The sequence below is a fragment of the Dyadobacter arcticus genome (assembly GCF_011762185.1).
In the GTDB taxonomy this organism is placed as follows: domain Bacteria; phylum Bacteroidota; class Bacteroidia; order Cytophagales; family Spirosomataceae; genus Dyadobacter; species Dyadobacter arcticus.
Genome location: NZ_JAASQJ010000002.1, coordinates 1,214,365 through 1,239,524, shown reverse-complemented (window position 1 = coordinate 1,239,524; position 25,160 = coordinate 1,214,365). Strand labels below are relative to the sequence as shown.

Annotated in this window: 24 protein-coding genes; 12 read left to right on the top strand and 12 right to left on the bottom strand. The window is 41.9% G+C overall.

Annotated elements, in window-relative coordinates:
- Nucleotides 1-20 precede the first annotated feature (20 nt).
- From FHS68_RS13065 to FHS68_RS13035, 7 genes are all read left to right on the top strand, one after another.
- Entirely contained in the window at nucleotides 21-1,979 is a 1,959-nt protein-coding gene (locus FHS68_RS13065; RefSeq protein ID WP_167270652.1) for a M23 family metallopeptidase, read from the top strand.
- A gap of 2 nt (nucleotides 1,980-1,981) precedes the next feature.
- The gene (gene bcp / locus FHS68_RS13060; protein ID WP_167270650.1) at nucleotides 1,982-2,443 is read left to right on the top strand and encodes a thioredoxin-dependent thiol peroxidase; all 462 of its coding nucleotides are present in this window, start codon (nucleotides 1,982-1,984) and stop codon (nucleotides 2,441-2,443) included.
- A gap of 92 nt (nucleotides 2,444-2,535) precedes the next feature.
- Complete coding sequence (locus FHS68_RS13055; RefSeq protein WP_208408292.1) at nucleotides 2,536-3,393, top strand: transketolase; 858 nt, start codon at nucleotides 2,536-2,538, stop codon at nucleotides 3,391-3,393.
- 11 nt (nucleotides 3,394-3,404) lie between these two features.
- Nucleotides 3,405-4,358: a transketolase family protein gene (locus FHS68_RS13050; RefSeq protein WP_167270648.1), complete on the top strand. Its 954-nt coding sequence runs from the start codon at nucleotides 3,405-3,407 to the stop codon at nucleotides 4,356-4,358.
- A gap of 211 nt (nucleotides 4,359-4,569) precedes the next feature.
- A complete protein-coding gene (locus FHS68_RS13045) occupies nucleotides 4,570-5,112 on the top strand; it encodes an RNA polymerase sigma factor (RefSeq protein WP_167270647.1) in 543 nt (180 codons plus the stop codon).
- 54 nt (nucleotides 5,113-5,166) lie between these two features.
- Nucleotides 5,167-5,607, top strand: coding sequence for a hypothetical protein (locus FHS68_RS13040; protein ID WP_167270645.1), 441 nt, complete (start codon nucleotides 5,167-5,169; stop codon nucleotides 5,605-5,607).
- Nucleotides 5,608-5,626: 19 nt separating this feature from the next.
- Nucleotides 5,627-6,085 carry a hypothetical protein gene (locus tag FHS68_RS13035; RefSeq protein ID WP_167270643.1) on the top strand — a complete coding sequence of 153 codons (459 nt, stop codon included), beginning with the start codon at nucleotides 5,627-5,629 and terminating at the stop codon, nucleotides 6,083-6,085.
- 62 nt (nucleotides 6,086-6,147) lie between these two features.
- On the opposite strand, the gene FHS68_RS13030 is transcribed toward FHS68_RS13035, so the two are convergent.
- The 3 genes from FHS68_RS13030 to hisB form a co-directional block, all read right to left on the bottom strand.
- Nucleotides 6,148-7,719: a SulP family inorganic anion transporter gene (locus tag FHS68_RS13030; protein ID WP_374757508.1), complete on the bottom strand. Its 1,572-nt coding sequence runs from the start codon at nucleotides 7,717-7,719 to the stop codon at nucleotides 6,148-6,150.
- A gap of 51 nt (nucleotides 7,720-7,770) precedes the next feature.
- A complete protein-coding gene (gene can / locus FHS68_RS13025) occupies nucleotides 7,771-8,418 on the bottom strand; it encodes a carbonate dehydratase (protein WP_167270639.1) in 648 nt (215 codons plus the stop codon).
- Between the two features lie 654 nt (nucleotides 8,419-9,072).
- Entirely contained in the window at nucleotides 9,073-10,197 is a 1,125-nt protein-coding gene (hisB, locus tag FHS68_RS13020) for a bifunctional histidinol-phosphatase/imidazoleglycerol-phosphate dehydratase HisB (RefSeq protein ID WP_167270637.1), read from the bottom strand.
- Between the two features lie 180 nt (nucleotides 10,198-10,377).
- Here hisB and FHS68_RS13015 point away from each other — a divergent pair, with 180 nt between their 5' ends.
- From FHS68_RS13015 to FHS68_RS13000, 4 genes are all read left to right on the top strand, one after another.
- On the top strand, nucleotides 10,378-10,971 hold the full coding sequence (locus FHS68_RS13015) for a riboflavin synthase (RefSeq protein ID WP_167270957.1): 594 nt from the start codon (nucleotides 10,378-10,380) through the stop codon (nucleotides 10,969-10,971).
- A gap of 68 nt (nucleotides 10,972-11,039) precedes the next feature.
- Nucleotides 11,040-11,837: a PASTA domain-containing protein gene (locus FHS68_RS13010; RefSeq protein ID WP_167270635.1), complete on the top strand. Its 798-nt coding sequence runs from the start codon at nucleotides 11,040-11,042 to the stop codon at nucleotides 11,835-11,837.
- Nucleotides 11,812-13,677: a T9SS type A sorting domain-containing protein gene (locus FHS68_RS13005; protein ID WP_167270633.1), complete on the top strand. Its 1,866-nt coding sequence runs from the start codon at nucleotides 11,812-11,814 to the stop codon at nucleotides 13,675-13,677. The genes FHS68_RS13010 and FHS68_RS13005 overlap by 26 nt, the downstream gene beginning before the upstream one ends.
- 26 nt (nucleotides 13,678-13,703) lie before the next feature.
- Nucleotides 13,704-14,003: a rhodanese-like domain-containing protein gene (locus tag FHS68_RS13000; RefSeq protein WP_167270631.1), complete on the top strand. Its 300-nt coding sequence runs from the start codon at nucleotides 13,704-13,706 to the stop codon at nucleotides 14,001-14,003.
- A gap of 47 nt (nucleotides 14,004-14,050) precedes the next feature.
- Here FHS68_RS13000 and miaA read toward each other — a convergent pair whose 3' ends face one another.
- Nucleotides 14,051-14,974, bottom strand: coding sequence for a tRNA (adenosine(37)-N6)-dimethylallyltransferase MiaA (gene miaA, locus FHS68_RS12995; RefSeq protein ID WP_167270629.1), 924 nt, complete (start codon nucleotides 14,972-14,974; stop codon nucleotides 14,051-14,053).
- A gap of 247 nt (nucleotides 14,975-15,221) precedes the next feature.
- Here miaA and FHS68_RS12990 point away from each other — a divergent pair, with 247 nt between their 5' ends.
- Entirely contained in the window at nucleotides 15,222-15,818 is a 597-nt protein-coding gene (locus FHS68_RS12990) for a hypothetical protein (protein ID WP_229211898.1), read from the top strand.
- A 69-nt stretch (nucleotides 15,819-15,887) separates the two neighbouring features.
- Here the strand turns inward: FHS68_RS12990 and porN are convergent, their stop codons facing one another.
- The 8 genes from porN to sucD all read right to left on the bottom strand — a co-directional run bounded on the left by porN (nucleotide 15,888) and on the right by sucD (nucleotide 25,102).
- Nucleotides 15,888-16,952, bottom strand: coding sequence for a type IX secretion system ring subunit PorN/GldN (gene porN / locus FHS68_RS12985; protein ID WP_208408291.1), 1,065 nt, complete (start codon nucleotides 16,950-16,952; stop codon nucleotides 15,888-15,890).
- A 37-nt stretch (nucleotides 16,953-16,989) separates the two neighbouring features.
- Nucleotides 16,990-18,582, bottom strand: coding sequence for a type IX secretion system motor protein PorM/GldM (porM, locus tag FHS68_RS12980; RefSeq protein WP_167270627.1), 1,593 nt, complete (start codon nucleotides 18,580-18,582; stop codon nucleotides 16,990-16,992).
- Between the two features lie 99 nt (nucleotides 18,583-18,681).
- Entirely contained in the window at nucleotides 18,682-19,497 is an 816-nt protein-coding gene (gene porL, locus FHS68_RS12975; RefSeq protein WP_167270625.1) for a type IX secretion system motor protein PorL/GldL, read from the bottom strand.
- A gap of 117 nt (nucleotides 19,498-19,614) precedes the next feature.
- Entirely contained in the window at nucleotides 19,615-20,688 is a 1,074-nt protein-coding gene (gene porK / locus FHS68_RS12970) for a T9SS ring complex lipoprotein PorK/GldK (protein WP_167270623.1), read from the bottom strand.
- Between the two features lie 356 nt (nucleotides 20,689-21,044).
- A complete protein-coding gene (locus FHS68_RS12965; protein ID WP_167270615.1) occupies nucleotides 21,045-22,022 on the bottom strand; it encodes a PorP/SprF family type IX secretion system membrane protein in 978 nt (325 codons plus the stop codon).
- Between the two features lie 133 nt (nucleotides 22,023-22,155).
- Complete coding sequence (locus FHS68_RS12960) at nucleotides 22,156-22,938, bottom strand: uroporphyrinogen-III synthase (RefSeq protein WP_167270613.1); 783 nt, start codon at nucleotides 22,936-22,938, stop codon at nucleotides 22,156-22,158.
- Between the two features lie 44 nt (nucleotides 22,939-22,982).
- The gene (locus FHS68_RS12955; RefSeq protein ID WP_167270611.1) at nucleotides 22,983-24,164 is read right to left on the bottom strand and encodes a DUF4271 domain-containing protein; all 1,182 of its coding nucleotides are present in this window, start codon (nucleotides 24,162-24,164) and stop codon (nucleotides 22,983-22,985) included.
- A 59-nt stretch (nucleotides 24,165-24,223) separates the two neighbouring features.
- Nucleotides 24,224-25,102 (bottom strand): succinate--CoA ligase subunit alpha, encoded by an 879-nt coding sequence (sucD, locus tag FHS68_RS12950; RefSeq protein WP_167270609.1) that lies wholly within the window; start codon nucleotides 25,100-25,102, stop codon nucleotides 24,224-24,226.
- Nucleotides 25,103-25,160: the final 58 nt, after the last annotated feature.

Genomic DNA, 25,160 nt, shown 5'->3' with positions numbered 1-25,160 from the left:
CATTCATACACTTTTCTTTCATGCGAAATAATTTCCGGGCGATAGTCCGTTCTTTTTTGTTTGTTTTAGGCTTGGCCATCATTTCTCAAATTTCTTTTGCTCAAAAGCAGACGTATCCAAAAGGCTATTACCAGTTTCCTATCCGGCCAGGGCTTGCGAATTCGCTGGCTGGTGGTTTGGGTGATTTACGCACAAATCATTTTCACGCGGGATTGGATATCCGTACGGAGCAACGTGAGGGATTGCCTGTGTATGCGGCGGCGGAAGGATTTGTATTTAAAGTTGCTGTACAGAGAGGTGGATATGGAAATGTAATTTATCTCCGCCATCCGAATGGTCAGACAACGGTTTACGGCCACTTATTGAAGTTCAGCAACACATTGGCTTCCTATGTTCGGGAAGAGCAGTATAAAAAACAAAGCTTTGAGATTGAGCTATTTCCGGAACAGGGGAAATACACTTTTGGACAGGGGGAATTGATTGCACTTTCCGGAAATACGGGAGGTTCGGCAGGGCCGCATTTGCATTTCGAGATCAGGGATTCAAACAATAACTATCTGAATCCGCTCTATTTTGGTTTTAATGAGATCAAAGACGTTACGCCTCCCAAGTTTGTAAATCTGGCAATCAGACCATTGGATATTAATGGACGTGTAAATGGTCAGTTCGACAGGAAAGTGTACACGCCGGTGAAGCAATCGGATGGTTCTTACCGCCTGGCACATCCCGTTACTGCCACCGGATTGGTCGGCATTGATCTGGTAGCACACGACCAGATGACCGGAACCGGATTTCGGTACGGCCTCCAATGCATTGAAATAAAGGTGGACGGGAAAGAGATATTTTCCTATAACATGGAAATTTTCCCAAGCGCCCCAACCCGGGATTATAACAATCTCATTGACTACGAAACGGAGCAGCAGACAGGCCAGCGCTTTTTGAAATGTTATGTACCCGACGGAAATAATTTCAATTTGTATAAAACGGATTTTTACAAAGGCAAGTTGAATATTACGGACACATTGACTCATGAAGTCCGGATCCATATCTCCGATTCCTACGAAAACTCGTCCGAACTGATCTTCCATGTAAAAGGTGAAGCGCAAAAACAGCCGCTGCCAGTTTACGACATGGAGGTCAACCCGGAATGGATTGTAACTGATGTTCAGGAAAATACATTGGTAGTAAAGGCAAAATATTACCGTAGCTCCATTCCTTTTGCTACTTATTATGTGGAAGGGAAAGAGGTGAAAAAGCAGCCGGATCTTTATGCCAATGAGTCGGCAATTTTCCTCACGGACTTGAGGACATACAGGCCAGACTCTGTTAAAATTAATAATACGACCGTCAAAACTTATCTGAGAAGTCAAATATTCCCGGGGGCCGCTTCCAGTTTTAAATCAGAGCAATGGTCTGTGGATTTTAAGAACACCAGTTTGTTTGATACATTGTTTCTGACGGGTCAGAGGAATTTTAATGCATTAACCATTAATAATAGGGGAACTGCATTGAATGACAATATTGCTATCGCATTCACGCCGGGAAAAGTGCCTGAAAATAAGGCCAGGACGCATGCATATCGTTACTTGGATGGATATTATAGATTTTTAGGTGGAGTATGGAATGAAGATCGGATCCAGTTTGACACCAGAGAGCTGGGCACATTTGTGATCCAGGAAGATACATTACCTCCGAAAGTCCGATTGATCGAAAATAGTAAAAACAAAATCCGGGGATACATTGGCGACAGGACTTCCGGTATTGACCATTTTAAAGCGCTGATCAATGATGAATGGGTTTTACTCAATTATGATTACCAAAAAGGATACATATGGTCGGAAAAACTAGACGAGACCAAGCCATTTGAAGGCGAGCTCGTGCTGGAAGTGACAGACCGGGCAGGAAATAGTACTATCTTGCGAACAGAACTGGCAGATCCGGTTGTAGTAAAGAAGAAAGTAAAAAAACGTAGAAGGTAAGTATGGCATTAGAAGTCGGCGATCCAGCACCTGCATTTGCTGCAAAAAACGAGAAGGGAAAAATAGTAAAGCTATCGGATTTCAAAGGAAAGAAGGTAATCCTTTATTTTTATCCCAAAGACGACACACCGACCTGCACGACACAAGCCTGTAATTTGAGGGATAACTACAAATTGCTTTTAAAACGAGGTTATAAAGTATTGGGAGTGAGCGTAGATGATGAGAAAGCGCATCAAAAATTCATAAAAAAATATAATCTTCCTTTTTCCCTGCTCGCCGACACTGAACATGCTATGGTAGAGGCTTTTGGTGTTTGGGGAGAGAAAACGACTTTCGGGCACACTTATATGGGAATTCTGCGCACGACATTTGTTGTAGATGAAAATGGCATAATTGAAGAGATCATTCAAAAGGTAGAGTCTAAAAAACACACTGATCAAATTCTCGGAAATATTAACCAATAAACAGTCATGTTGAAATGGTGAATTACAGGACCTTTAACGGTAAAAAAGTATTTTAGAATAAAGGGATAAGAACCACTCAATAGAAAATAAAAATGGAAATTGAACAATTAGAAAAAGTTGCTTCACAGGTTCGACGGGACATTGTACGAATGGTACATGGTTGCCAATCAGGACATCCTGGCGGATCTCTGGGCTGCACCGAGTTATTCGTAGCATTATACTTCGAACGTCTGATGTTAAATGAACAGGATGGTAAGCCCGTATTCGACATGAATGGAACAGGCGAAGATCTTTTCTTCCTTTCCAATGGTCATATTTCTCCGGTATGGTACAGCGTGCTGGCGCGTAAAGGATACTTTCCTGTTCCTGAGCTAGCCACTTTTCGCAAACTGAATTCCAGGTTACAAGGCCACCCCACGACGCATGAGCATTTGGAAGGCATCCGTATTGCTTCCGGCTCATTGGGCCAGGGTTTATCCGTTGCACTGGGTGCAGCTCGTGCAAAGAAATTGAATGATGATAAGGGAATAGTGCATGTGCTGATGGGAGATGGCGAGCAGCAGGAAGGCCAGGTTTGGGAAGCTGTTACGTTTGCGCCCCACCACCAGGTCGATAATCTGATCGCATTCATCGATTTGAATGGTCAGCAGATTGACGGTCCGACGGTTAAAGTCATGAACAACCTGGATCTTGGAAAGAAATACGAAGCATTTGGCTGGGAAGTTATTTCAATTGAAGAAGGCAATGACATGACGGCTGTTTTGAAAGGTCTTTACGAGGCGAAAAGCCGACTTGGACACGGCAGACCTATTATGGTGTTATTGCATACCGGGATGGGTTTTGGTGTTGATTTTATGATGGGTAGCCATAAATGGCATGGTGTGGCACCTAATGATGAGCAATTGGCTGCAGCGCTGGCGCAATTGGAAGAAACTATGGGCGATTATTAATTATACTTATAATGAAAAAATACACCTTCACTGAAAAGAAAGATACACGTTCGGGCTTTGGGGCCGGAATGCAAATTCTTGGTCAGCAAAATCCCAATGTTGTCGCCCTCTGCGCTGATTTGGTAGGCTCCCTAAAACTGGAAGCATTTATCAAGGAAAATCCGGAGCGGTTTATCCAATGCGGTATCTCCGAGGCCAATATGATTGGTTTGTCGGCAGGATTAACCATTGGTGGTAAAATCCCTTTTGCGACCACATTTGCGAATTTTGCAACGGGCCGCGTCTACGATCAAATTCGCCAGAGCGTCGCTTATTCGAATAAGAATGTAAAAATATGCGCTTCTCATGCGGGTCTTACCCTTGGAGAAGATGGTGCAACACACCAGATCCTGGAAGACCTTGGCATGATGAAGATGTTGCCGGGAATGACGGTGATCAATCCTTGTGATTATAACCAGACAAAAGCAGCGACCATTGCGATTGCCGAATATGAAGGACCGGTATACCTGCGTTTTGGTCGTCCGGTTATTCCAATTTTTACCGATGCAGATCAAAAATTTGAGATAGGTAAAGCCTGGATGGTCAATGAAGGGACCGACGTCAGCATTTTTGCAACGGGGCACATGGTTTGGGAAGCAATCCAGGCCGGTGAGTTGCTGGAGGCCGAAGGTATCAATGCAGAAATTATCAACATTCATACAATCAAACCTCTGGACGAAGAGGCAGTCCTCAAATCCGTTGAAAAAACAGGTTGTGTGGTGTCCGCTGAGGAACATAACCGCATTGGCGGATTGGGAGACAGCATTGCCCAGGTTTTGGTAAAACACTTGCTGGCGCCACAGGAATACGTTGCGGTTAACGACAGCTTTGGAGAAAGCGGAACACCGACCCAGCTGATGGAAAAATATGGTTTGACAGCAAAACATATCGTAGAGGCTGCAAAGCGCGCTATTGCCAGAAAGTAATAGCTATTATTCAAAAATACCCGTCATCAAGGAAGGCATCAGGATACTAAGTCCTGCGGAAGTGAGACAATGGTTTTGCTTTCGCAGGACTTAAATTTTATTTGTCCCGAAATAAAAAATAAATTATTATTGGCTCGCGTCGATTTCGGGTTTAGGGTCACGGTAAGGGTGCGGTTTTACTGAAATCAGTTATCAGGTTAGTACGGATTAAATGTCTGACGAAGAATTATTATCCCTTTTTCAAAATACCGAAACGCGCAGGAACGCTTTCAATCAATTGGTACGCAAGTATCAGCAAAAAGTATATTGGCTGGTACGAAAAATGGTGGTCGATCACGATGACGCTAATGACATTACCCAGGACGTGTTTATAAAAGCCTGGACAGCGCTCGAAAATTTCCGGGGTGACTCGAAACTTTATACCTGGCTTTATCGGATAGCAAGCAATGAAGCCATCAACTTCCTTAATAAAAAAAGAAAGAGATTTTTCGTGCCTATGCACGACGTGGAGAATGAATTAAGCGAAAAGCTGGAAGCTGATCCGGAAGTGAGTGGCGATGCCATTCAGCTTAAACTACAAAAGGCGTTATTAAAATTACCAGAAAAACAGCGGCTGGTTTTTAACCTCAAATACTTCGAAGACCTGCCTTATGAGGAAATCTCAGAAATTACAGGAACGTCAGTAGGCGCGCTAAAAGCCTCATACCATTGGGCTACCAAAAAAATAGAAGATTTTTTAAATCAAACTGATTAAACCATTTGCCATTACTTTGGTCAAATTCCCGTAAACCTGGAAATATAAATAATCATGGATAAAGAACGGATACGATTGGATGATCTTAAAAGGGAAGTTCCCTTTTCTGTTCCTGAGGGTTATTTTGATCAATTGCCTCAGATCATACAATCACGAATTCCTTTGGAGCCTGTCCGTAGGCCGGTTATCAGCTGGTCGTGGCAACGTGTGACGGGATTGGTTGCTGCCATGGCGCTTATTCTGATGTTGGTTTGGGTAACTGTTCCGGAACGTCAGGGTTCATTAGGTCAGGAGCCGCTAAGTGGGGTAAGTAATGCGTCGATCATTGATTATCTGGAAGAGGAAAACATCAGTTATTACGATTTAAGCGAGCATAAGGTAGTTCAGAAGGCTTTTGATACTGATTCTACCGTGCTTTATTACCTTGATGGAATGGACGACGATGTGCTTCGTCAACAATTACAGGAAAGTGTCTCCGGATCGGAGAAGATATGACCCTAACAAGCTTAATAAGATGAACTTAAAACTTACAATCAGAAGATATCGTAAAATTTTTACCATTTTAATCATCGCATTTGCCGCGATAGGTTCAGCCAATGCGCAACGTCGCTCCGAAGAAGAAATTAAGAGGATACAGGACGCCAAGGTTGCAATTATTACCAACCGGTTGAACCTAACATCGGAACAGTCAGTGGGATTTTGGCCTGTTTATAATGAATATTCGCAGAAACGCAGAGATATCCACCGTGCACAGCGTAAAATAATTAATGATAAAAAGGCGGAAGGTCAAACCGATGATCAGGTGCTGGATAATCTCAAAGAGGTTCAGGATCTGCGTCAAAAAGACCTTGATCTTGAAAAGGAATATCAGAATAAATTTCTGAAAGTAATTACGGCCAGTCAGGTAATTGAATTGTACAAGGCCGAACGGACGTTCAATGATATGCTGATCCAACGTCTCAAACAACGATAATAAATCGACTTATTACAAAAGCTAATCCCACATCCCGCTTTCAGCGGAAATGTGGGATTTTTTTAATGTCCTCCTATTACCTCGACATCAGTGATTCCTTTGGTTTCAACAATAATGTTGCGCAATGGAGCCGAATGTCTTTTAAAATCCTGAATGATTTCCAGCACATCGTAATCGATATTCAATGATTTGCTTCCATCAATGACTACTGTGGAGCCCTCAGGCAGGTTTTCCAATGTAGCGCTGATACTGCCCTTATTCAAAAAAGTTACTTCTTCGGATAAAATCAAGGTAATGATCTCTCCGTCGCGATGTTGCTCTTTTATGTAATGGTAAGAGTGTTTGTAGTTCTTTCTGAGGATAAAATAAATGGCGACTACCATTCCTACCGCAATACCTTTAAGCAAATCGGTGCTGAGGATTGCGATAATGGTGACGATAAATGGTACAAACTGCTCTCTTCCCAGCCGATACATCCCTTTGTATAAAGAAAACTTGGATAGCTTGTAACCAACCACTAGAAGAATTGCCGCAAGCGAAGCCAGTGGTATAAAATTCAAAAACCTCGGTATGAATACGGCAGAAAGCAGCAGGATAGTGCCATGAACAATGGTACTCATTTTGGTCCTCCCCCCGGAATCAATGTTAGCGGAACTGCGAACGATTACCTGCGTAACCGGCAAGCCGCCTATCAATCCGGATGCGATATTGCCAAATCCCTGCGCAATCAGCTCGCGGTTGGTGGGCGTGTCTCTTTTAAACGGATCGAGCTTGTCCGTTGCTTCCACGGATAGTAACGTTTCCAAACTTGCCACAATGGCTAAGGTGACCGCTACGGTGTATACTTCAACTTTTGTAAATGCTGAAAAATCTGGCGTTTTGAAAAATCCGAAAAATTCGCTCACATCGGAAGCGACAGGCAACTGTACCAAATGGTCACCAGATAAAGTCCAAGCAGGCATAAATCCGGGAAAAGATAGATTCAGTAAGACCCCTGTTACCACCACGAACAGCGCACCAGGCACAAAACGAAACAACTGAATCTTTTTCATAAATGGCCTATCAAATAATATGAGTATGCCGAGAGATACAGCTGAAATGACAATAGCACCAGTGCTGCTATATTTAACCGAGTTATATAGTTCGGTGAAAGTGTTCTGTCCGTCCTTCTGATCAAATGCCTCATCTCCCATGAAGTCGGCGTCATATCCGAATGCATGAGGAATTTCCTTCAAGATAAGGGTGATCCCTATGGCAGCCAGCATGCCTTTGATCACCGACGAAGGAAAGTAGTAGCCAACAATCCCCGCTTTTAAAAATCCCGCAATAACCTGCAAAATCCCCGCGAGGACCACCGCGAGCAAAAATGCTTCAAAGCTTCCCAACGTTTCCAAAGCATTTAGGACAATGACCACCAGTCCGGCTGCGGGACCTGCGACGCCGAGTGAGGAGCCGCTGAGCGCTCCCACTACAATACCTCCAACAACACCGGCAATAATTCCCGAAAACAAAAGGTCGGACCTGCCGGTAGAAGCGAGCGCCACCCCGAGGCAAAGCGGTAACGCTACCAGATAAACGACTAATCCGGAAGGGAAATCGTATTTGATATTGGACAGCCAATTATTTTTTTTCAACGACATACGATTGACTCAAAAGGATCATGAATGGATTTGCTTAAAGGAATTTTAAACCAGCTGACGCGTTTCGAGACGGTAAACGTCTTCCACAACCGTTGTATCATCCACAGTCACATTCAGGTCATTCAGAATTCCATTTTTGATATCGTACACCAAACCGTGAACCTGAAGAGGCTGTCCTTTTGCCCAGGCATTCTGAACGATGGACGTTTTAGCGAGGTCATGCACCTGTTCCTGCACATTCAATTCAACCAGACGATCCGTTCTTTTGTGCAGGTCGGTAATCGCATTCAATTCAGTCTGATGCAGACGGTATACATCTTTGATATGCCTCAGCCAGTTATCTATCAACCCTACCTGCTTATTTCCCATTGCAGTTTGCACGCCGCCACAGCCATAATGCCCGCAGACAATAATGTGTATTACATTCAAGACATTTACAGCGTAGTCAAGCACGCTAAGCATGCTTATGTCGGTGTGAATCACCATATTGGCAATATTACGATGCACAAAAATATCACCAGGCTGTGTGCCAGTAATCTCGTTCGCAGGAACGCGGCTATCTGAGCAGCCGATCCAGAGAAACTTTGGACTTTGACCGTTTGCCAGATTCGTAAAAAAGTCGGGATTTTGAAGATTGGTTTCCTCAACCCATTTTTTATTATTTTCAAAAAGCTCTTGATATGATTTGATCATGATTTCTGTATAAATGATGGAATAATGCATGCCAATATGGTCGCAAGGACGAATGATAATACCATCCAAGCAAGTAATTACTGTCGAAAATTAACTAATCAGGAAGTCAAATCAATTCTGGGGGAGGGGATAGGAGATTGTAATGAATCTCGGTCCGGAATTGAATGGTAAAAGAGAAGGAGTTTTTGAGTGGAATGGACAAACAAAATTTACCAAAATCCACACTATTAGAGATCAAAAGCAGATCATCATTAATTTTTTCAATCTCAGTTTTCTCATTGTCACAAGTATCGGTCTCACAAACTACCTCAGATTTCTCCTTGGCTAGCAGAAGGCTGACTACATCTGTGGCTTTACAGATGAGGAAAGTCGTAAGCATTATGAGACACAGCTTTCTAAACAAAATGAACAGGGATTGACATTCGATTTAAGAAACGCCTTAGCGTTACGGAACGTTCAGTGCAATTTACTTATTGGTCTTCCAGCGTCTTTCATTGTTCTCCAGATACCGTCCAACAAGCAATGCAGAGCCTAAAAGAACAATATAAAAAACGATCATTACAATGGTCATAAACATAAAAATATCCAATTAGTTTTCAACTTTACGCAGACAAAAATAGCTAAAAAAGTCTTCGCTAGCTTTTCAATTAAAAATTAAAGTACGCCTTTGGTAGATGGCATAAAATCAAGCGCCTTCAAATCTCGTTTAACTGCCATTTTTATGGCTTTTGCGAAGGCCTTAAAAACCGATTCAATTTTGTGGTGCTCATTTTGTCCTTCAACCTTAATGTTGAGGTTGGATAACGAGGCGTCGGAGAATGACTTAAAAAAGTGGAAAAACATTTCGGTGGGCATTTCCCCAATTTTCTCCCGCTTGAATTCAGCATCCCATACAATCCAGGGCCTTCCGGAGAAGTCAATTGCAACTTGTGAAAGTGCTTCATCCATTGGGAGGAGAAATCCATATCTGCTGATGCCACGTTTATCGCCAATAGCCTGCCGGTAAGCTTCCCCAAGAGCTAGCGCAGTATCCTCAATGGTATGATGTTCGTCGATGTGCAGATCTCCCAAAACTTTAATGGACAAATCCGCCCCAGAATGCCTGGCCAGCTGATCCAGCATATGATCGAAAAAGCCGAGTCCCGTGTGGATATCGGATCTTCCGCTGCCGTCCAGGTTGAGGTCGACTTTGATCTGGGTTTCTTTGGTATTTCTTTCTACGGAGGCGATTCTTGAAGGCAATTTTAAATGCTCATAAATAGTATCCCAATCATCGGAAATCAGGGAGGTAGCCGCATTCATTTGGTTTGTAAGTCCAGATTCCGGCGATGCAGCAGCTATGAGAATTGCTTTTGCTCCAAGATTAACGGCTAACTGCACATCCGTGAGCCGATCACCAATGACGTAACTGTTTGCCAAATCATAATCATCTGAAAAATAGGAACTAAGCATTCCAATGCCAGGCTTACGGGTTGGTAGATTGTCTTCTGGGAAACTTCTATCGACATGGATGTTGGCAAAATGGATACTCTCTCCGGCTAATATGCCGAGCATTTTGTCGTGAGCAGGCCAAAATGTGGGCTCCGGAAATGAACTGGTACCCAATCCATCCTGGTTGGTGACCATAACCAGTTCATAATCTGTATCTTCTGCAATCTTGCGAAGATTGGAAATGACTTTTGGCAAAAATTCAAGTTTTTCGAGAGAGTCGACCTGAAAATCGATAGGAGGTTCAATGAGGATCGTTCCGTCACGATCTATAAAAAGGACTTTTTTCATGAATAATTATTGGAAATTTAACCTCTTGGCGGGTTGGTGATCACAACCCCTGGTCCTGCAAAGTTCGCAAACTATATGAAAATGAAAAGTAGTTCAATACTTAACCGGGCCGAAATGGATTTTTCTGCATTCCGGCTTACTCAACAAATTGTAACTTTGTCTTCCAAAATCAGACAAAGCATGTTTACAGGAATAGTTGAATCGATTGGCGAGGTCATTGAAGTGGAAGCCGAAGGGTCCAATAAGACATTTACTTTTCGCTCAAACCTCGCGAGAGAATTTAAAATTGACCAAAGTGTAAACCACAATGGCGTTTGCCTGACTGTTGTTGTGGTAAATGAGGATCTTTATAAGGTTACCGCGATAGAAGAAACGTTGCTAAAAACGAATCTGGGGACTTTGACGCCAGGTAATAAGGTAAACCTGGAAAGGTGTATGCCTGCCAATGGAAGGTTTGACGGCCACATCGTTCAGGGGCACGTGGATCAGAGGGGGACTTGCACTGGCGTTGAGGAAAGGAATGGCAGCTGGCTTTTCGATTTCACATACGACGCTTCGATAGGCAACATTACTGTCGAGAAAGGGTCTATATGTGTCAATGGGGTTAGTCTGACCGTATTCAATTCCTTTGAAAGCTCTTTCAGGGTTGCCATAATTCCTTACACCTATTCATTCACCAATTTCCATTCGCTTAGGAAAGGCGAATCGGTTAACCTTGAGTTTGATATCCTTGGAAAATATATAAAAAGAATTCTTGGCTCCTATAACTCTTAGTGTATTGGCTTACTGGAATATTACGTTTATTTTTACCGACTATCAAATTTTCGCGCACCAGTACATTCATGGCCAAAATAAGTACACAATCCCGAAAGGATCTCTTCACGCATATTGGAATAATCGTCTCATTGCTTCTGGTACTTTTTTTAGGGTTCTTTTTTGTTTACCTGCCTTTCACAACCAATCATGGAGAAGCGATAACCGTACCGGATTTAAAGAAAAAAAATGTTGAGGATCTGGAAGAATTCTTAGGAGATAGGGATTTGCGTTATGAAGTGGATTGTACGTTTGTTACCAATGTTCCCGCCCTGACAATTATCTCACAATATCCATTGCCTGGTTCAAAAGTAAAGGAGGGACGCAAAATATATGTCACCGTTGTGTCCCGTACTGCTCCACTTATCAAAATGCCGAAACTGACAGACATGACACATAAAAGTGCTCAAATGCTTCTTAGAAGTGTTGGTTTGGAAGAGGGTAATATTTCTTATGTGCCCGATATGGCTCAAAATGCTGTTCTAAAACAGATGTATGACGGGAAGGAAATTTTGCCCGGCCAGGCAATCCCCAAAGGATCGAAAATTGATCTCGAATTGGGAGAAGGCTTGGGTACCGCCCAATTCGAAGCGCCATCGGTGCTCGGGATGCCGTTGGATGAAGCTAAAATTGCCATTATCGGAGCGGGGCTGAAAATAGGACAGCAAATGGAGATTCCTGCGGAAGAAGGTCAGGCACCTGGATCAGTGGTCAGGCAAAATCCTGATGCAGGGAATAATGTAAGAATTGGGGACGTCATTGATCTTTGGGTGACGCCGCAGGCAGTTGAACCAGTTGAGAATGAAAGTGTCCAACCAGAACAATAGTATCTTTTTAATCCATAAAACTTACACACTCGTAATCTGGATGTTGATCCTGTTTCAGTGTTCTGTTTCATTTGCGCAAGTCAGTGTCGTGCCGCTGGATTATCCAGCGAATTTAAAGAATGAGGAAAAAAGCCCTGATCCTTCCCGTGCAACCGCCTCTCTTACATTACCTTTTTTTGACGATTTTTCAACTTCAAAGACCGATTCGCTAAACAGCGCCAATTGGATTCCTGGAAGTGGTGTTTACATTAATAACACGCTGAGTGGTTCACATCCTTCCATTAATATTGCCACTTTCGATGGCCTCAATGCCAGTGGCGTACCTTATAACCTGGTAAACCCGCTGACTCAGAATTTTACAGACACGCTTACTTCTCAACCAATAGATTTAGCTGGACAGGCAGGCGCGGATTCTATTTACATGAGTTTTTACTGGATGGCCAAAGGGTTGGGGGAATTGCCTGATTCGAGTGATTTTCTGAGACTTGAATTTCTAAATAAAACCGGTGAATGGATTACGGTTTGGAATCAGGTAGGATATGAAACAGATACTTTATTTCACCAAAAATTCATTGCGATTGGTGATTCGTTATTTTTTCACGAAGGATTTAAGTTCAGGTTCAGGTCTTATGGCAGAAATTCAGGAGGCTATGATACCTGGCATTTGGACTACATTTATATCAACGCAAAAAGATCGGTAAACCAACCCTATCTTTTCGATGTGTCGATGCGTATGCCTATTAGTCCATTTTTAAAAAAATACACTGCAATGCCTTTAAGGCAATATAAAGTGAATCCTGCTGAGGCAACGTCGGATTCGATCAGGACTGATGTGGTCAATCATTTTAATAATTTCAATATCTTAACCAGTACGTTAACAGTCTCGGACGAGCAAAGAGGAACCGAGTTTCAGAGGACAGTTCAGAGATCTATATATGTTGAATCCCTAAATTCAAAAACCTTTTCTGCCAAGCTTACAGCGCCGGCAATTAATGATACGTTCGATAGCGTCCGCTTACATACCAAATTTTATGTGATCACAACGGATACTATTCCTAATGTTAATCTTAAGAACAATGATACAATCACTTCGAGCACTGCATTAACTGACTATTATGCTTATGATGACGGCAGTGCGGAATATGGTGTACAGGTTAATCAGAAATTAGGAAGGGTGGGGGTTCAGTATGTACTTTCAAAGCCTGATACAATTGGAGGGGTCAGGATGGCCATGGTACGATTTAATAAGGACATTGCAGGCCAGAGCTTTACAGTTCAGATTTTCAATAATAAAAATGGTAAACCTGACCAAATGATTGCGCAGAGATCTGTGTCGGTTAGATATCCATCAGGTCGTAACGGATTTGTTGATTATGCCTTTACCAATCCTGTTGCGGTCGCAGATACCTTTTATGTTGGCTGGCTGCAAATCAACGAACAACCTGTGACTGTTGGCTTTGATCGCAATTCTATGTATGGCAAAGATGCTGTGTACTACAATCTTGGAACCGAGTGGGTAAAGGAAACTTCACTTGACGGAAGTGTAATGATCCGCCCTTATCTAGGAAAAAAAGCTCAAGGTATTATCACGGGAGCCGAACCGATACCTGATCGAAACGGTTCTTTCTTTCCCAACCCCAATAAAGGGGTTCTCAACTGGAAGAATGCTTCGTTCAAAAAAATTGACATTTATACCATCCAAGGCATGATGGTAGAGTCAATTCGGCCTGATAAAGGTCAGCAGGCTGTTTCCTTGGAACATTTAGTAAGTGGTATTTATCTACTAAAGGCCTCTGATGGGAAGCAGCTTTTTGTTCAAAAAATGCTGATTTCCAAATAGAATTAACGTTAACAAAATTTAAAATTATGGATATTACAGTTGAAGAACTAAAAGAACGTATTGATAAAGGAGAAGACTTGCATTTTTATGATGTTCGAGAGGAACACGAATTTGAGGAAGATAATCTTGGCGCAATTCTGATACCGCTTGGCGAACTGCCTGATCATTTGGCCGAACTGGAACCTTTCAAAGATGAAGAAATTATCATTCATTGTCGCTCTGGCGCGAGAAGCGGTAAAGCTGCAAAGTATCTTGAATCACAAGGCTATACCAATGTGAGAAACGTTCTGGGCGGAATTCTCGCCTATCGTGAATTGGAAGATTAATGTTCTCTGGCGTGTTCGGGTCAATATCCTGAGCATGCCAGATTTTTTTAAATAGAATTTCCTATTTTGGAATAAATATATTCCAGAATTTGGGTGAAATCCACCGCATTAAACCACTTGAAATTGCTTTGATGGCGAAACCAGGTTAATTGACGCTTCGCATATCGGCGGGAGTTTTGTTTCAATAACCGAACCATCTCGCCCTCATCATACAATCCGTCCAGAAAGCCATATACTTCCTTATAGCCTACTGTTTGAAGCGCATGATGTGACCTAAACTGTATCAGCTCTTTTGCTTCATTTACTAAGCCTTCGTTAAGCATCATATCCATTCTTTCGTCAATTCGGGAATATAATTCGGCCCTCTCCCGGTCTAGAGCGATACCAATCTCATCAAAGGATCTTCTGCGAGTTTCTCTAACTTGATATTTACTGATTGGCGTTCCTGTGGTGTAGTACACTTCCAATGCACGCAAAACGCGTTGTGGATTAAATATTTCCTGTGTTTCTGCGAACTGTTGGTCAAGTGCCCTGATTTCTTCCTGTAATAATGGAAGCCCGCTTTCCGAAAGCTTTTTGGTCAAATAATCACGCAAGCCAGGCAATGGTGCAGGCAAATCATCAAGGCCCTCTAAAACTGCTTTTATATAAAAACCGGAACCTCCAGTCATCAATACACAATCATGCGTTTGGAAAAGAACGTCAAGCAATTTCAATGTATCTCTTTCAAAATCTCCTGCACTGTAATTCTCAGTGATCGAATGGGAATTGATGAAATGATGTTGAACCTCAGCTAATTCCATCTGCGATGGTTTGGCTGTTCCAATATTTAACTCTCTAAAAAACTGACGGGAATCTGCGGATATAATTTCGGTTCTAAAGACTTTGGCTAATTGTATTGAAAGGTCTGTTTTTCCAACTGCTGTTGGTCCGGCGACAATGATCAGGTATTTTTTTTTGCTATTTGGCATTGTGCGGTTTTTATCAGAATTTTAATCACCCCAAAAATAATGATCGGATTCTCCGGCACAATCAAAGTCCATTCGCCGCCGGAAGGAATAATGATTTTTTTTGCATAATTTATGCTTTGAGATCCTATTCTCGTCATTTTACAATTTACGTGCGTATTAACATTTACTATTTAATTCATTTCAATTCACAATTTAACCGTTGACAGTTATGTTCAAAAGATTATTACTATTTGCTTGGGTAGGATTGATGGTTCTATTGGTGAGCAGTTGTAAAGGGCCGGAGGGGGATACTGGTCCAGCTGGTACGCCAGGAGTTGCGGGTCCTGCTGGGCCAGCGGGACCCGCAGGACCGGCTGGGCAAGATGGACAAGATGGAACAGGTAGTGGGGGTGGGGCTCTCATTATCTCGTCGGGAGAAGATTCATCGGATTCACTGGGTAACTACATAACAGGTATAACTGATTTGACTCCTGCCGAAGATAGTCTACTTTCTGCTTCTGCTGTTCTGGTATACATCAAGTCTTTGGATTCATATTGGCCCTTGCCGGGTGTTGTGAGTTTTGGGTCAGGTAAGCTTAGCAACTACACTTTCTTCCACGGCATCGACCAAGGCACTTTTTATGTACAAATTGTACAGACTGGTTGGACAGAAGATCAGGACGCCGCACCCGAGCGTGATTTTCAGGATGTTCGCATCGTGATCATCCCAGGTACGATTGTCGGCAGAATGAGCGCGGAAGTGGATTTGAAAAGTTATGAAAAGACTATTGCTGCTTTGGGATTGACAGACGACAAAGTTAAAATGAGCACAAGATTGAAATTGAGGTTGCCTAAAAGATTCTAAAAATCTTATAGAAGTTAAACGAAAAAAGCTCCGATAGGAGCTTTTTTCGTTTAACAAGTATTTTAATTCTCAATACTCCCAAAGACCGTGCTCTAATTCCATTAACTCCTGTTCGTAATTAAGAGATTTGATAAGTGCTTCCTTTTCTCCATTGTAAATGTCCAAAAACGCTTTATCGTTTGCATTGGAGAATTTAGTAATTCGTCCGTAAAATAAACGCAAATCAAAGGCATCAGCAAGATTTTTGTTTTGGGCAGTATTATGGGTATTGTACCAGATATATTTCTTAGGATCACTTCTGAATAATCTCTCAACATCTTTGTATCTGAATGAAGCAACCGGCAGTTCAAGACCAGTAGCTGTTTGTTCTGATGGGAGAATGATCGACAATGTTTGAATGTCATTGTACAATCGGGATCTTTTTTTATCAAAAGTCCAATCCTCTCTGATTTCAAGAATGCTCAACTGATCTGGGAAATATTCTTCGTCGGAAGCGGCAACTTGGTTTTCGAAGGCAGATGAATCTACTTTCGGCTGTTCCACAGGAACTTCTTGTTTAGCAATCTCAGTATTTTTTGCTCCTTTTTTGGTTGTTTTCTTTTTCGGTGGACCCCAACCATCATCTTCTACAACCGCTTCCTTTTTCGGATCTTGTTTTGCATTTAGTGCCTCTGTTGTGGAAGACGTCTGTTTAGTAGCATCTGCTTTCGGCTTAGCACCCCATCCATCATCAGTTTTGGTAGCTTCGCCAAAGCCTGCTGCAATCTCCTCTGCGGAAAGACCGGCTGTTTGATTTGGAATAAGAATGCGTTTATGCAACTCGTCAGACGTTATTTTTGTAACGCAAGAATCGTTCACATAAGCATCAATCAAACCAGCCTTAGCTGCTTCAAGCAGATAACGCGTGATCTCATTGTTTTTCGAGAACATTGAGACATTCTGTTTCTCTTTTAAATCAACCCGTCTCCATAATGTTCTCTTCATCATTACATCACCATCACTAATTGGACGGGATGAGAATTGATTAGCAGTCGAATCTTCCTTTTCCTGAGCAAAAGTGACCCCTGTTCCAAGTGACAAGGATATTAAAGACCATGCAATCGTTTTTCCGTTCATTCTTCTCATATCATACATAGGTTGTATTGTCCAATCAACGACTAAAATTGATGTATTAGTATAGTGTTACTTGTCTGAATTGGTTACCCATTTCCACTTCGTTAACAGCACCTTTAAAATTCTGACGTTCAACCTTTAGAACGGTAATTACATAGCGATCATTTGGCTGAGCTTGTTGGGCTAATGAGGATATGGATCCGCCCCCACCTTTGAGGGTTATGCCACTAATACGTCTGTTACCTCTTGCTAATGAAATTTCAACTTCCGAAACTCTAAACTTAGCGTCCTCGGGAGAGAAATTCTTAAAGCTTTCATCAGGAACCGCGATAACCGTGACACTTCTTGTTGAACTGGCAGGAGCACCTCTTCTCTCATCAAAAACTGCACCATTTACACGTACTTCCAACGATGGTTTCGGAACTTTGTTAACTTTAAAAGGCTCAGAACCTAATACATTTCCAGCATTGCTTACAGTTATATTCAGCTGCGCGCGGTTGGGAACAATTGTAAATTTACCTTTTTGTCCACTTTGAATAATCTCACCACCATCTGTAGAGAAGCTAGGAGCCCAAAGTGGTCCTAATGCTGGACTTTGAATGCTTAATTTATTAGCGCAACCCAGATATAGAGGAGGAAGTGTTCCGGTTTCTACCTGATAAGAGGGTTTTACTACAAAGTATTCCTGATTCATTGTATAAGTGGTATCCCTTCCTGATGGTGTAGGAATGGTAATCCTTCCCTGGAGCTGTCTTTTAGCTAGACCTTCAGCATTATAGCCACCACCTTGTGCTGTGAATTCAATCAAACCAACTCCGTTTTCAACCTTTACCGGAGCACCATTGAGGCTCATGCGAGGCGTAATCCCGGAAGCTGATGCTGCAATAAACATCTGACCTTTAAATTTAGTACCAGCAACAACGGTTTTGGCATCAGCACTTACCATTGCGAGTACTCGGTCGAATTTAATGTCAGCAGCTCCCACCTTACTTGCAAGGTAATTGAGCACTTCTCCTTCCATACGACGGATATCGGTCTGTTTCTGGCTAAGTACCGCTAATGCAGCTGCGACAGGGGTTGATTCGAAATTCAACTCAGCAAAATCTTTATTTCTTTGCTCCTTATTCCCTTTAATAATCGGATCTTCTTTACCATCTAACGCCAGCAGTTGAAACTGATTTGGAGATAGTTTGTTAAGCTGACTTGTGTAAGAATTAAGAGTCTGCTTTAACTTGTAAGCACGCCCATTCTTACCAATACCAATCATCATTTCAGCAACTTTGGCTTCTTCCTGAGGATTTTTTATGCCACCTTCCTCATTAAATCCACCACCTGCCTTATTAATAATTTCTTGTTTTAGCGCATTGATTTCGTTAGTAATATCAGAAGAAAACTTACGTACCTCATCTGCCTGTTTAATGACAGCTACGTCAGCAGCCCGGTTACCCGACTTTTCTACCGCCGCCCTAATTTTGAGTACAGTTTCCTGATTGATTTTATTTGCTGCTCCGGAGGATAGTTCCAAAGAATTGTTCAGAAGAATGAATTTTTCTATGATGGCTGAACTCACCTGCAACGCTAGCATTGCTGTAAGTACCAAATACATCATTCCAATCATCTTTTGACGGGGTGTTTCTTTTCCACCTGCCATATTGTTCTGTAATCGGTTTTCTGTGATTAAAAATTATTTAAGGGGAAGAACAACCAATTGCATAGTGAAATCGCCTTGCAAAAGAGTGTTACTAAATTTCTATGCGTTTCCCCCGCGCATGGCAGTAAGCATGTTGCCATAAATCCCATTTAAAGATGAAATGTTGGTTGTCAATTTGGACATCTCATTTTTAAATACTTGTGATTCTTTGGTAGCATCCGCCATATTTTCCATTGCTGCGGTAAGGTTACCATAAAATGCATTCATTGCTTTAAGGTGCTTGGTAGTATCCTGAAGTTCTAGTTCATAAACGGCATTCAGAGCTCCCATGTTCTTAGTGATCTGCTGAAATTGGTCACGGTATGACTGCGCATCTTTGGTAGCATCTGCCATAGAACTCATTGCGCTGATCGCAACGCCGTAAGACTTATTCATATCATTGATTGCAGTTGATGCATTTTTGACATTTTTCGCATAATCGTTCGTCGCAACAGTAGCATCGGTGAGATCAGATATTTTACCAACCGTATCAGAAAGGTTTCTGAATCCTTTGCCCAGACTGTCAAAAATTTCAGGCGAAATCTTGGCATTGTCGAGCATGTTGTCAAGCTTGGCAGTTATGTTGCTGCTCTGAGTGTTGCCACGGGTAATTGCAGGTCCATTATAGTCATCAGCAAGTTCAGGGTAAACTCTTGTCCAATCTGGATCTCTGTCGTCATTCTGAGTTAATGTTTGAAGAGCGTATAATAAGAAAATCAATACCTCTGTGCCAAGGCCAGCAGTAAGCAATGGTCCACCAAAGTCCCAGTGTTGAATTTTTGCCAAGGCTCCTAAAATTACTACGGCAGCACCCGCGCTATATATTGTTGGTACAAGTTTATCCCAAAAATAATTAGGTCCGCTATTCTTAGCCATACGAATTGAAATCGGTTACAGTGAAAAATTAAAGATTATTAAAGAGTTATTTGATTGAGGAGATCGTAAAAAAGAAGCAGAGTAGAAACACTGCTTCTTTCATCGATTAAATATTTTTTAGCGACGACGGGCACGGGCACCTCCACGGTCGTTTACATTATCCATCACGCAGCGGAAGCCAATAAATGCTCGGCGTTCGGTCTCGAATTCAAAGGTCCGAGTACCGGTTTGAAGATAGTAGGCAATGTCTTTCCAAGATCCGCCTTTAACAACTTTGCGAGGTTCATCAGGATTATTATACTGTGGGTTCATATCCCAAACAATAGCGGTAGCATTATCTGTGTAAGCATCGGATGTCCATTCTGCAACATTTCCAGCCATGTTATATAAGCCAAAGTCGTTAGGATTGTAAGCATTTGCAGGGCCAGTATATGGATAACCGTCAGCGTCGTAATTTCCACGTTGCGGTTTAAAGTTAGCCAGAAAGCATCCCTTGGCATTCATTGTATATGGATTTCCCCAAGGATACTTGGCAACTGCACGTCCACCTCTTGCGGCCCACTCCCATTCAGCTTCTGTTGGAAGACGGAATCCTGTGGAATTGAACTGACCCTCTTTATTCTGAAAATCGTGAAGTAGGTTAGTACGCCATTTTGCGAAATATTCAGCGCCTATCCAACTAACACCTACTACTGGATAAGTATCAAATCCTGGATGTTGATAATAATATTCTACAAATGGGTCACCGTTCGAATATGCAAAATCTTTCTTCCAAACAGTTGTATCAGGATAATACTTGGACATAATTTCTTCTTCGCCCAAAACAGAGACTGAGTCAACTAGAAGTGCGTTAACAAACTGGCGATATTCATTGTTGGTAATCTCAGTGTCGTCCATAAAGAAGGAACTGATTGTAACACGACGGTTCATATTATTCATAGATGAAGCAATGTCTTCATCCGCCTGTCCCATTACGAAAGATCCTGAAGGTATCACCACCATTCCCGCAGGTGTTGTTTGTTTAAAACCCTTACGGGCCGTTGCTGTAATTTCGCCATTAGCAATGCCGCTTTCTTCTTTTCCGCCCTTGCCAAACTTACTCTTGATAAATCCGCAACTCTGCATTAGCATAAGAGCGGATATCAAAAGTAGACTTTTGACCCCATCCCGATAGAACACTTTCACATTCATAGTGGTTTTGTAAAATTTGAGTAAGAAAATGATAGTCTGAAAACGTCGACCGTTGATATATATTATGCCTTAAAATAAAACTAAAAATCAATTCTGATAAGCGGCGATCTGACTAAAATTGGGATCGCAATATTCCTTGATCGCATTCCCATAACAAATATTTATCGTTTTAACGTACGAAAAATGGAAATGGTATAAGGCCCTATTATTTTACAAATATAAATTAAAGTTTGGCAAACTGACCTAAGTCATTTACCATCGGAATTATAAAAAAGGCTTATTAAGCACCAAATCGGCATTTTTTAAACGATTCTAATATTAAATGGTAATGTAAGCTGAGTCCTTAATCTAAGATCTTAGAATCGAAATCGAGGTGTTCGTATAATCGTTTTTTTGCCAAACTTCGGCTGTGGTAAAGCATACGATAACATGACCTCGAAAGATGAAGGCGCTTTCGATTTATCGCCTCCTAATACTAAGTCATACGCTCCTGAAAGGCGAAGCGATTGATCACTCAGAAGATAAATTCCTCCCATAATTATAAAGTAGGTGTCCTGTTGTCTGTAGGTTCCACCAATCCAGTAACGTTTGTTATAAGTAACAGTGGCACCTCCTTCAACAGAAATCGTGCTGATATCCGATTTAACCAAAACGATGGGTTGAATGTCAAGCAGATAGCCTAATTCAATATTTACTCCCGCATTGAAATATAAAGTGCGGGGCAGGGGATTTGTGCCGGTTTCGGATCCAAGCTGATATTTGGGCTTAAGGAAATGGTTGAGAGAAACGCCCGCATAGAATGTTTCATTCTCATATCGGGCACCAACCGCAAAATCAGGATTAATTTCGGATATAACTCCTGTTTGAATCAAAGGATCATCAGGATCACGGGCGCGTAACTTGCCATAATCAATTGCCTGACGGAATAAGCCGGCGCTGGCGCCTAACTGAAAATTTCCACCAGCAAAAGGAATATGATATGCAGCCGAAATTTTAAAATCCTGATCTGTCCTTGGGCCACTTTTGTCATTTAAAGCATAGAACCCTATCCCGAAATTTTTGAACGGCATGCTGAAAGAGAACAATTGGGTTGAAAGTGCGCCACCCGCATCGTCGATATTTGTGCCCTGATAACCAGCGTATTGAGTCCTGTGAGTAAGTTGAAATTTTGTGAGACCGTCAGAACCGGCAGCCGCGGGGTTCAGGTAAAGCTGATTTAAGGAAAACAAACTAAATTGAGCATCTTTTTGGGCAACTGCACTGAACGAGATGAAGAGTAAAAACGCAAATAGCCGGTTACATTTAATACTGCTGAGAGTAAACGTCAAAGTCATGCCACTAGATTAGTTTAAAGAACTTGCCGATAGCTTACGGATTTAATTCATAACGCATATTGCTCAAAAAAATTGATAAATGCATTAAAAAGCCCGGGAAAATTTCCAGGGCTTTTTAATGCATAATTATTACTTAAATGGTATTGGCTTTGCGGATATAAAGGTCCAAAGCACCCGTCATAGAAGGGGCATTGGGAAGCGGCGCCTGAATGTCAAGAACAAGACCTGCATCTTCTACGGCCTTCGCGGTAGTCGGCCCAAATGCGGCAAGCCGAGTGTCATTCTGCTTGAAGTCAGGGAAATTGTCGAAAAGTGATTTGATTCCGGAAGGACTGAAAAATGCGATGATGTCATAGTAAACGTTCTCCAGATCGGATAAGTCGGCGGAACCGGTTTGGTACATCGTTGCCTCTGTGAAGCTAAATTCTTCAAGATCCGCAAACTCAGGAATGTCATTCTTCCTAACGTCTGAACATGGGTAGAGAAACTTCTCCTTTTTATGCTTGCGCATCAGTTCAATCAATTCAGCGGCAGTTTTGGTGCCTGTGAAAATCTTTCTTTTGCGGATCACAATGTATTTTTGAAGGTAGTTGGCCGTCTGTTCAGAAATGCAGAAATACTTCATAGTTGCAGGAACCTCTATCCGACCTTCGTTACAAATGCGGAAGAAGTGATCAATGGCGTTACGGCTGGTAAAGATCACCGCAGAAAAGTCAAGGATGTTAATTTTTTGTTTGCGGAAGTCTTTGTAGGAAATGCCGTCGACTTGAATGAATGGGCGAAAATCGACTTTGATATTGTACTTTTTTGCCAATTCATAGTAAGGTGAATTCTCGTCGGCTGGTCTGGATTGACTAACTAGAAGACTGGTTACTTTCTTAAGTCTGTCCTGATCAAAATTGATAGTATCACTCATGTACAATCCTCAATTAGTTTTGTTCCCGAATATCTTTACCTGAACTACAATGCAAATTTTATACTAACAATAAGCGGGATAATCTCAATAACGCAAAGGTAAGAAAATAAATAGAGATTAATCAACGAGCCAGAGGGCTTCGTAACTATGTAAAGGGCAATAAATCTGGCCAGGTAAAACGTAAGGAATGGAAGAAGAATATAAGACCTTCCTGTTGTTATCCAAGGGATATGGTTGAAGCTTAATGTGAAAGCAAGTAGAAAAATTGCTGCATAAAATAGATATGTGGATTGTACTATTTTGATAAAGATGATATCGACTTGTTTGTCTAGATTAAGCATATTTCCTGCTAATACCATGAATATATACTTTGTATACATCAGCAAAAAAAAGATGGTTGAGAGGATGAAAAAATCACCTAAGATCAGTAGTGTGGTTGATTTTTCTGATAAAATGGTGCTGATTGAAAAGATGTTAAGTTTATTGGCTGAAAAATAGATAGCAATAAAACTCATCAGCATCGAGCTGATAACGACAAAGAATATAATGGTGTTGCTGTAAGGTTTGTTGATTTTAGATAGCTGGTCTCTGGGGTCGCTGTTGAAAAACTCGATTGGATTTATCAAACGTATAAAAGAGAGTGGGTTGAGGTTGAAAATCCAGGCATTAAGGATCAGGATGAGGATAAGGGCCAACACAGCAAAATTCCCGAATGGTGAAAATGAGATTGGCTTAATGTTGATAAAATTGGAGCGGGTATTCGAAATAACGCTTATTTCATTCCGCCTTTTTTCGTTGCAAAGCAAAACTGTTTTGTCTTCAATCCCTGGATTCCCATAAATAGTGAGCAGTAATTCTTCCTTCCCGTAGATTTTAAATAAGCTGTCGAGATTAAGCCTCTGCCACTGGTTCTGTTCAAGCTTGTTTTGGAGTGCACCTTCCAAAAAAAGGTAACTCTCGGTTTCGGTACTGATCAGCAATGAATATCTCCTGTTTTTAACAAGATCAATATATAAGGTTACAAATTTTGAGCCCTCATTGACACCCTGAGAAAACGGTACATAATTCTTGTACTGACTGTTATAGACCAGCCAGTCATTCTGATAATCGTAGATTGGTAGGAAGTTTCCCGGAGGTGTTGCCTTGGCTGCACCGTTGGCCCATATTCCGGAAAGCAGAAATGCCGTTAGAAAAGCCCAAAAAGTGATCGGGAATATGGACTTCATCTGTATGAAAAAGGGCGGAGTTTCCTCAGCCCTCTTATAATTTTACATGTGATTGGATATTACTTTCTTCCAAGAGCAATAAGCATCGTTTCACCAATGAGCGCAGGAGATTCGGCTACGAAAATTCCTGATTCCTTCATGATCCTGATTTTAGCTTCAGCAGTATCATCTGCGCCACCGATGATCGCCCCGGCATGACCCATACGACGACCTTTTGGAGCTGTTTTACCAGCAATAAAACCAACAACGGGCTTTTTATTTCCGGTTGACTTTACATAATGAGCAGCTTCCGCTTCCATGCTGCCTCCAATTTCCCCTATCATTACGATGGCTTCTGTCTCGGGATCGTTCATTAAAAGTTCAACCGCTTCCTTCGTAGTTGTTCCGATAATCGGGTCACCGCCGATACCAATTGCAGTGGTTTGTCCTAATCCTGCGCGAGTCAGCTGATCCACGGCTTCATATGTAAGTGTTCCTGATTTGGAAACTAATCCTACTGTTCCTTTTTTGAAGATGAAACCCGGCATAATACCTACTTTGCATTCTTCTGCGGTGATTACACCCGGGCAGTTTGGGCCAATCAGGCGGCAATTTTTATTCTTGATATATTCTTTGGCCTGCATCATATCTTTGGTGGGGATACCTTCTGTAATACAGACGATTACGCCAATACCAGCATCAGCAGCTTCCATTATTGCATCAGCAGCAAACGCCGGGGGTACAAAAATAATCGATACGTCGGCTCCGGTGGCACGAACGGCAAGATCAACTGTATTAAACACGGGTCGTTCCAAATGAGATAGTCCGCCTTTACCCGGAGTTACGCCGCCAACGACATTTGTACCATATTCTATCATTTGCTGGGCGTGGAAGGACCCTTCTGAACCGGTAAATCCCTGAACTATAATCTTAGAATTTTTATTAACTAAAACGCTCATGTTGGTAAATCAGTTTTTTTGGTAAAAGTAGAACGAAAAGGACGAAGTAGCAAAATGT

Excerpts from the sequence above, each read along its gene's own strand:
- bcp (WP_167270650.1), top strand. The coding sequence starts at position 1,982 with ATGGCATTAGAAGTCGGCGATCCAGCACCTGCATTTGCTGCAAAAAAC.
- FHS68_RS13050 (WP_167270648.1), top strand. The coding sequence starts at position 3,405 with ATGAAAAAATACACCTTCACTGAAAAGAAAGATACACGTTCGGGCTTT.
- FHS68_RS12990 (WP_229211898.1), top strand. The coding sequence starts at position 15,222 with ATGGTTCTATTGGTGAGCAGTTGTAAAGGGCCGGAGGGGGATACTGGT.
- porK (WP_167270623.1), bottom strand. The coding sequence starts at position 20,688 with ATGAATGTGAAAGTGTTCTATCGGGATGGGGTCAAAAGTCTACTTTTG.
- FHS68_RS13065 (WP_167270652.1), top strand. The coding sequence starts at position 21 with ATGCGAAATAATTTCCGGGCGATAGTCCGTTCTTTTTTGTTTGTTTTA.
- FHS68_RS13045 (WP_167270647.1), top strand. The coding sequence starts at position 4,570 with ATGTCTGACGAAGAATTATTATCCCTTTTTCAAAATACCGAAACGCGC.
- can (WP_167270639.1), bottom strand. The coding sequence starts at position 8,418 with ATGATCAAATCATATCAAGAGCTTTTTGAAAATAATAAAAAATGGGTT.
- FHS68_RS13010 (WP_167270635.1), top strand. The coding sequence starts at position 11,040 with ATGGCCAAAATAAGTACACAATCCCGAAAGGATCTCTTCACGCATATT.
- FHS68_RS13015 (WP_167270957.1), top strand. The coding sequence starts at position 10,378 with ATGTTTACAGGAATAGTTGAATCGATTGGCGAGGTCATTGAAGTGGAA.
- FHS68_RS13055 (WP_208408292.1), top strand. The coding sequence starts at position 2,536 with ATGGAAATTGAACAATTAGAAAAAGTTGCTTCACAGGTTCGACGGGAC.
- FHS68_RS12960 (WP_167270613.1), bottom strand. The coding sequence starts at position 22,938 with ATGAGTGATACTATCAATTTTGATCAGGACAGACTTAAGAAAGTAACC.
- porM (WP_167270627.1), bottom strand. The coding sequence starts at position 18,582 with ATGGCAGGTGGAAAAGAAACACCCCGTCAAAAGATGATTGGAATGATG.
- sucD (WP_167270609.1), bottom strand. The coding sequence starts at position 25,102 with ATGAGCGTTTTAGTTAATAAAAATTCTAAGATTATAGTTCAGGGATTT.
- FHS68_RS13035 (WP_167270643.1), top strand. The coding sequence starts at position 5,627 with ATGAACTTAAAACTTACAATCAGAAGATATCGTAAAATTTTTACCATT.
- FHS68_RS12965 (WP_167270615.1), bottom strand. The coding sequence starts at position 22,022 with ATGACTTTGACGTTTACTCTCAGCAGTATTAAATGTAACCGGCTATTT.
- porL (WP_167270625.1), bottom strand. The coding sequence starts at position 19,497 with ATGGCTAAGAATAGCGGACCTAATTATTTTTGGGATAAACTTGTACCA.
- FHS68_RS13040 (WP_167270645.1), top strand. The coding sequence starts at position 5,167 with ATGGATAAAGAACGGATACGATTGGATGATCTTAAAAGGGAAGTTCCC.
- FHS68_RS13000 (WP_167270631.1), top strand. The coding sequence starts at position 13,704 with ATGGATATTACAGTTGAAGAACTAAAAGAACGTATTGATAAAGGAGAA.
- FHS68_RS13005 (WP_167270633.1), top strand. The coding sequence starts at position 11,812 with ATGAAAGTGTCCAACCAGAACAATAGTATCTTTTTAATCCATAAAACT.
- FHS68_RS12955 (WP_167270611.1), bottom strand. The coding sequence starts at position 24,164 with ATGAAGTCCATATTCCCGATCACTTTTTGGGCTTTTCTAACGGCATTT.
- miaA (WP_167270629.1), bottom strand. The coding sequence starts at position 14,974 with ATGCCAAATAGCAAAAAAAAATACCTGATCATTGTCGCCGGACCAACA.
- porN (WP_208408291.1), bottom strand. The coding sequence starts at position 16,952 with ATGTATGATATGAGAAGAATGAACGGAAAAACGATTGCATGGTCTTTA.
- hisB (WP_167270637.1), bottom strand. The coding sequence starts at position 10,197 with ATGAAAAAAGTCCTTTTTATAGATCGTGACGGAACGATCCTCATTGAA.